The sequence below is a fragment of the Neorhizobium sp. BETTINA12A genome (assembly GCF_023006485.1).
Classification (GTDB): Bacteria; Pseudomonadota; Alphaproteobacteria; order Rhizobiales; family Rhizobiaceae; genus Neorhizobium.
This window is the reverse complement of record NZ_JALBGW010000206.1, coordinates 1-7,142: the sequence shown is the minus strand read 5'-3', so window position 1 is coordinate 7,142 and position 7,142 is coordinate 1. Positions and strand designations below refer to the sequence as shown.

General features: G+C 62.5%; 7 protein-coding genes. 1 reads left to right on the top strand and 6 read right to left on the bottom strand.

Going from position 1 to position 7,142, the window contains the following annotated elements:
- A partial coding sequence (cysS, locus tag MOV61_RS26930; protein ID WP_247138777.1) for a cysteine--tRNA ligase occupies positions 1–1,052 on the bottom strand: 1,052 nt, incomplete at its 3' end.
- A 326-nt stretch (positions 1,053–1,378) separates the two neighbouring features.
- Entirely contained in the window at positions 1,379–1,759 is a 381-nt protein-coding gene (locus tag MOV61_RS26925; RefSeq protein WP_247138776.1) for a hypothetical protein, read from the bottom strand.
- Positions 1,760–1,935: 176 nt separating this feature from the next.
- On the opposite strand from MOV61_RS26925, the gene MOV61_RS26920 reads away from it, so the two are divergent.
- Positions 1,936–2,328: a low affinity iron permease family protein gene (locus MOV61_RS26920; RefSeq protein ID WP_247138775.1), complete on the top strand. Its 393-nt coding sequence runs from the start codon at positions 1,936–1,938 to the stop codon at positions 2,326–2,328.
- A gap of 196 nt (positions 2,329–2,524) precedes the next feature.
- Here the strand turns inward: MOV61_RS26920 and MOV61_RS26915 are convergent, their stop codons facing one another.
- The 4 genes from MOV61_RS26915 to radA all read right to left on the bottom strand — a co-directional run.
- Complete coding sequence (locus MOV61_RS26915) at positions 2,525–3,265, bottom strand: SDR family NAD(P)-dependent oxidoreductase (protein ID WP_038541632.1); 741 nt, start codon at positions 3,263–3,265, stop codon at positions 2,525–2,527.
- Positions 3,266–3,685: 420 nt separating this feature from the next.
- On the bottom strand, positions 3,686–5,188 hold the full coding sequence (gene purF, locus MOV61_RS26910; protein WP_247138774.1) for an amidophosphoribosyltransferase: 1,503 nt from the start codon (positions 5,186–5,188) through the stop codon (positions 3,686–3,688).
- 155 nt (positions 5,189–5,343) lie between these two features.
- On the bottom strand, positions 5,344–5,931 hold the full coding sequence (locus MOV61_RS26905) for a CvpA family protein (protein ID WP_038541640.1): 588 nt from the start codon (positions 5,929–5,931) through the stop codon (positions 5,344–5,346).
- A 104-nt stretch (positions 5,932–6,035) separates the two neighbouring features.
- Positions 6,036–7,142: DNA repair protein RadA (gene radA, locus MOV61_RS26900; protein ID WP_247138773.1), on the bottom strand; the 1,107-nt coding region annotated here is incomplete at its 5' end.

Sequence of the window (7,142 nt, the reverse complement as noted above, 5' to 3'; positions counted from 1 at the left end):
ACCGCATCGCAAGGGGCGGCACCGGAGGCTTCCGCCGCCGGCCACTTGGCGAGAAGGCGCTCGGCCTCTTCCAGCCGCTTCACCGAAAAGTCGATCGGCTCGCGGTAGTGCGTCATCAGCATGGCCAGCCGCAGCACCTCGCCCGGCCATTGGCGGCCGCCGAATTTTTCGGTGTGCAGCAGGTCATAGATAGTGATGAAATTGCCCTCCGACTTCGACATCTTGCGGCCTTCGACCTGCACGAAGCCGTTATGCATCCAGACATTCGCCATCACCTCCGTGCCGTGGGCGCAACGCGACTGGGCGATCTCGTTTTCATGGTGCGGGAAGATCAGGTCGAGCCCGCCGCCATGGATGTCAAACACCTCGCCGAGATAACGCCGGCTCATCGCTGAGCACTCGATGTGCCAGCCCGGACGGCCGCGACCCCAGGGACTTTCCCAGCCGGGCTCGTTATGGGAGGAGAGCTTCCACAGCACGAAATCGCCGGGGCTTTTCTTGTGCGCATCGACGGCAACGCGGGCACCAGCCTGCTGTTCGTCGAGCGGACGCTTGGAAAGCTGGCCGTAATCGGCCATCGACTTGGTGTCGAACAGCACTTCGCCTTTTGCCACATAGGCATGGCCGTTGCCGATCAGCTTCTCGATGATCTCGATCATCTCGGCAATGGTGTCGGTGGCACGCGGCTCGACGGTCGGCTTCAGATTGCCGAGCAGGGCGACGTCCTCGTGGTACTGCGTCTCGGTCTTTTCCGTGACGAGGCGGATCGCCTCGTTGAGCGGCAGGCCGGGATGGTCGCGCAGCGCCCGCGCGTTGATCTTGTCGTCGACGTCGGTGATGTTGCGGGCATAGGTGACGTGGGCCTCGCCATAGATGTGACGGAGCAGCCGGAAGAGCACGTCGAAGACGATGGCCGGTCGGGCATTGCCGATATGGGCATAATCGTAGACCGTCGGGCCGCAGACATACATGCGTACGTTCTGGGGGTCGATCGGCGCGAACGCCGTCTTTTCACGGGTCAGCGTATTGTAGAACCTGAGCGGAATGCTCATCGAAAAATCTCCCCAACAGTCTCGCACGGCGAGCATCCGGTCGAGCGGGATGCCGAAAAGTGAACGCGGTTTTCGGACGACATCCCGCTCTCATTATCAACTAGGAGGCGGATGCTTTCGCGTTCGGGAAAACACGAAAACATCCGGCTCCGGCCGGGTCGTTTGTCTTCAAGGCTTTTCGAGAGACGAAAACGGCCGGGCCAGCGCGAACACTAGCGGATAATGATCCCACAAATGGAAATCGCCGTTTTCATGGAAGGCGTTATGGCGCGGGCAAGCCATTTGGTCAAGTGGGCGTCGCCCGCGCCGGAGAATATGAAGCCGCCTTACGCCGCCTTGCGGCCGATGCCGTTCCGGGCGACCGTGAACAGGAAGATCAGCATTGAGATGACGGTAATGATCGAACCGATCGCGGCAAGCGCTTCGCCGCCCGTCGACACCGCCATCGCGATACCTGGCACGAGACAGAGGACGCCAAGGACTGCAAAGCCGAGATGCACCTTCGCCAGCAGGGTCTCGGCAGCCGCCGGCGTCACGGTGTAGTAGAGGCCGAAAATCGCCATGGTCGTCCAGCCGACCAGGTTCAGATGCGCATGCGCCGGCGCCATCAGATGGTCGCCTGAGATCGCCATGTGAATGCCCCAGAACATGCCGACGGTGACGCAGAGCACGGCTGCGCCGAAGAAGCAGAAAGCGATGTTTCTCATCAGATTCCCCCGAAATTTAAAGTTCCTGCGCCCTATCGCAGGACCCGCAGCATAACAGAAATCGGATTTTATACATGGGGGTACCGGTGAGGTCGGCCATTGATCTGCCATAGGGATCAAAACATGGGCTTCGCACGTTGATGGGCGGAAATCGTGCCCCATCGGATGGATGCCAAATGGCCAGACAGGATAGACACCGCAACATTTTCGACATCTTCTCGAGCGCCGTCGCTTCCTGGTCGGGAAAACCCGTCACCTTCGTCGCCGCCGTCGTTCTGATCGTCGTCTGGGGCGTTACCGGACCGTTCTTCGGATTTTCGGAAACCTGGCAGCTGGTGGTCAACACCGGAACGACGATCATCACGTTCCTGATGGTCTTCGTGTTGCAAAATTCCCAGAACAGGGACGGCGAGGCGGTCCAGGCGAAACTCGACGAACTGATCCTGTCGAGCCAGGCCGCCAACGAGTTCATCGGAATTGAAAAGCTGGACGAGGAACAGCTTCGCAAGCTCAGCGAAAGTCTGCAACGCCGCGCCAAGACGCTGGATCAGGAGGCGGAGAATGTCTAGGGCGCGTCACCGGCCTTTGTCGGTCGGCGGATTGCTGTTGTCGAGCAGGGCCTGGGCGATGGATCTGCGCCGCGCGTCGTCGGTCATCGCTGAGCTGATCAGCCGCATCGTTTCCATGACACGGTCCCCAAGTGTTCCTTGTCGACGCGGACAATCGACCACTGCCAAACGTGGATAACCCGTGACGGAGGGGGCTTTATTCCGGCGCGCGGAAATCCACGAACCTGTTGTCGCGCACGACGAACAGGCGGCCGGTATCCTGAAGGTCGGGGGAGGCGAGGAAGAGGATCTTTTCGGCCACCTCCGAGGGATGCGGCAGGGTTTCCGGGTCTTCGCCAGGCACGGCCTGGGCGCGCATCGCGGTGCGGGTGGCGCCGGGATTGACGATGTTGACCTTGAGCGGCGTGTGATCGGTCTCGGCCGCCCAGATGCGGGCCATGTTCTCGACCGCAGCCTTGGAGACCGAATAGGCGCCCCAGAAGGCCGGCGCCTTGGATGCGACGCCGGACGACATGATCAGCGCGCGGCCGGCATCGGATTTGGTCAAGAGCGGCTCGACCGAGCGGATCAGCCGCCAGGTGGCGGTAACATTGGTCAGCATCACCTTTTCGAACACCTTCGCTTCGATATGGCCGAGCGGTGAGATGACGCCGAGGATGCCGGCATTGGCAACGAGGATGTCGAGCTTGCCCCAGCGCTCGAAGATCGAGGCACCGAGCTTGTCGATCGCCGCCATGTCGGTGATGTCGAAGGGAACCAACGTGGCGGTGCCGCCGGCCGCCTTGATCGCATCGTCTAGATCCTCCAGGCCGCCAACGGTGCGGGCGGTGGCGATCACATGCGCGCCGGCTTTCGCGAGTGCCAACGCCGTGAAATAGCCGATGCCCCGCGACGCGCCGGTCACCAGCGCGATCCTGCCCTTCAGGTCGATAGTCATGATTTTCCGCCCTTAGCAATACGTGCAACGGGTTACCGTTGCCGGTGGATATCTCGTGGAGGAGGCGGCCTCTTTCGCACAGGTTCGGCCTCAGACTCCCTCATCCCTGTGCTTGTCACAGCGATCCAGCCTACGCAAGTCCTTGCGCGTTGGAGAGGCGTCGTCGTCGTTGGAGACCCTGTTCATTGAGCGCCGAACCAGCCAGCCCCCCTCTGCCCTGCCGGACATCTCCCCCACGGGTGGGGAGATCGGATGGGCGCACCGCCCTCCCCAAACAACAAACGTTGCTGTCAATCGCATCAGGAGTTTGGCGGGAAGAGCATGCCGCTTGTAATCTCCCCACCTGTGGGGGAGATGCCCGGCAGGGCAGAGGGGGGCGATCTGGCTCGACGTTGATTTCAGCTTCGGGAGACGCTCACCTCACCCGTTGCTGGCCAGAACCGAAACCTTGCGGCCCATCGTCTCGCCGTCCTTGTCGAGCAGACGGGTGGGATAGTCGCCGGTGAAATAGTGGTCGGTGAACTGCGGCCGCGCATTGTTGCGGTCTTCGCCGCCGACGGCGCGGTAGAGGCCGTTGATCGACAGGAACTCCAGCGAGTCCGCGCCGATATACCGGCACATGGCTTCCAGGCTGTCGTACTGGTTGGCGAGCAGCTTGTCGCGGTCCGGCGTGTCGATGCCGTAGAAGTCCGGGTAATAGATCATCGGGCTGGCGACGCGCAGATGCACTTCCTTGGCGCCGGCATCGCGGATCATCCGGACGATCTTCAGCGACGTCGTGCCGCGCACCACCGAATCGTCGACGAGCACGACGCGCTTGCCCTCGATCATCGCCCGGTTGGCGGAATGCTTGAGCTTGACGCCGAAAGCGCGGATCTGCTGGGTCGGCTCGATGAAGGTGCGGCCGACATAGTGGTTGCGGATGATCCCGTATTCGAAGGGGATGCCGCTTTCCTGGGCGTAACCCAAGGCAGCGGGCGTGCCGCCATCCGGCACAGGCACGACGACGTCGGCTTCGACCGGGGCTTCTTTCGCGAGGTTGATGCCCATGTTCTTGCGGGCGACATAGACGCTGCGGCCGCCAACGACGGAATCGGGGCGGGCGAAATAGACGTATTCGAACAGGCAGAGCCGCTCCGGCTGACCGTTGCCGGCCTTGCGGGCGTCGATCGAGATCGAGCCGTCCGGCTGAATCTCGCAGATGATGACTTCGCCATTCTCGACGTCGCGGACGAACTTGGCGCCGATGATGTCGAGCGCGCAGGTCTCTGACGCGAAGATTGGCTTGCCGTCGAGTTCGCCCATGACCAGCGGGCGAATGCCGGTGGGATCGCGCGCGGCGATCAGCTTGGTGCGGGTGACGGCGAGCATCGAATAGCCGCCTTCCATCTGCCGGATCGCATCAATGAACCGGTCGGCGGTCGACGAATAGCGGGAGCGGGCGATGAGATGCAGGACGACTTCGGTATCGGAGGTCGACTGACAGATGGCGCCGCCGGCGATCAATTGCCGGCGCAGCGTCAGGCCGTTGGTGAAATTGCCGTTATGGGCAACCGCGATGCCGCCGACTTCGAGTTCGGCAAACAGCGGCTGGACATTGCGCAGCGCCACCTCGCCGGTGGTCGAATAACGGTTGTGGCCGATGGCAATATTGCCGGGGAGACGGGCAAGTGTCACAGGGTCGGTATAATGGTCGCCGACGAGGCCCATGCGGCGTTCCGAATGGAAGCGCAACCCGTCGAAGGAGACGATGCCGGCTGCTTCCTGGCCACGGTGTTGCAGGGCGTGCAGCCCGAGCGCCGTCAGCGTCGCGGCCTCGGGATGGCCGAGAATGCCGAACACGCCGCATTCCTCATGCAGCGTATCGCCATCCCATTCGTTGACGCTGTCCTCGGCGAATGTCTCGGAAACCGGCTGATTCATCTTGGCCCCTTATCCCTGTGGACAACCTGTCCCTGACAGAAAAATGGAAAGGCCGGCCGGGGGAGAAGCTCCCCGGAAACCAGCCTGTTTTTCACTTAGATGCGAATGATACCACAAATGGTGACGTTTTGCGCTGCATCAAGCGCAAGATCACGTCAATTATTTGTCGCAGGCGCGTCATCTGCCGCCGGCTGGTCCTGAGCCGGAGCGCCATCGGCAGGCGCTGCTTCCTTGCCGAGGATGCGCGCGCGGATCTGCGGCTCGATATCGGCGGGCAGTACGGCTTCGAGGCGGGCGACCAGCGTATCGAGGAATGGCTTCGATTTCGCCTGCGTCACCCAGGTCGGCTGGGCATTGGCGGCCACCAGCCAGTTCCAGAATGCGACAGCGACGACGAGCAGCAGGATGCCGCGAGCGGCGCCGAACAGGAAACCAAGCGTCCGGTCGAGCGCGCCGATGCGGCTGTCGATGATGAAATCGGCGATCCGCGTGGTGATGAACGAGATGACGATCAGCGCGATCAGGAAGATGGCGCCCGCGGACGCGGCGATCGCGATGCGCTCGTCACTCAGGTGAGGTTTCACATAGGGCAGAACCAGGGGGTAGAGGTAATAGGCGGCGGCGATTGAGCCGGCCCAGCTCGCTATCGACAGCACCTCTCGCGAAAAGCCGCGAACCATGGCGAGAACGGCGGAAAACAGCGTCACAGCGATGACGATACCATCGAAAATCGTGATGGGCATATATGATCTACTCCAGACTTGCCGACTTCAAGACTTGCCGGCTTTTAGCCCGGCGCCCCGCCTTACCGCAGCCGTCATACATCAGCGGGCTTGTTAACGGAAGATCAATCATCTTCCGGCGTTTGTCTCAGCTTGGCGGCGGAACCGGCAATGCGCGATACCAGGTCCGGCAGGTCCTCGATCGTCACCCAGCGTCCGTTGGCACCCTTCGGCACTTCGGCGGAGGTGGCCGGCAGCATCGCCCCTGCAAAACCAAGTTTCTCAGCTTCCTTAAGGCGTTGGGCGGTCTGAGACACAGGTCGCACAGCGCCCGAGAGGCTGATTTCGCCGAAATAGACGCAATCGGCCGGCAGGGCAAGGCCGGCAAGCGACGAGACCAGTGCGGAAGCGACCGCGAGATCGGCCGCCGGCTCGGTAATGCGGTAGCCGCCCGCGACGTTCAGATAGACGTCGTGCTGGCCGAGCTTGACGCCGCAATGGGCCTCCAGCACCGCGAGAATCATCGACAGGCGTGACGAATCCCAGCCGACCACGGCGCGCCTGGGCGTGCCGAGCGAGGTCGGCGCGACCAGCGCCTGCACTTCGACGAGAACCGGCCTTGTGCCTTCCATGCCGGCAAAGACGGCAGCACCTGGCGATTTCGAATTGCGCTCGCCGAGGAAAAGTTCGGACGGGTTGGTGACTTCGCGTAAGCCCTTGTCGGACATTTCGAACACGCCGATCTCGTCGGTCGGCCCGAATCGGTTCTTGACGGTGCGCAGGATACGGTAGTGGTGACCGCGATCGCCCTCGAAATAGAGGACCGCATCGACCATGTGCTCGACGACGCGCGGGCCGGCGATCTGGCCTTCCTTGGTGACGTGGCCGACGAGAACCATGGCCGCACCCGTCTGCTTGGCAAACCGGATCATCGCCTGCACGCCGGTGCGCACCTGGGTGACGGTGCCCGGCGCCGAATCGGCGGTGTCGCTCCACAGCGTCTGGATCGAATCGATGATGACGAGGTCGGGGCGCTTACCCTCGCCGATGGTGGCGAGGATGTCTTCGACATTGGTTTCTGCCGCAAGCAACACCTCGGTATCGGCGGCATCCAGGCGCTGGGCGCGCAGGCGCACCTGCGCCACCGCCTCTTCGCCCGAGACATAGATGATCCGGTGGCCGCGGCGGGAGAGGGCGGCGGCGGCCTGCATCAGAAGCGTCGATTTGCCGAT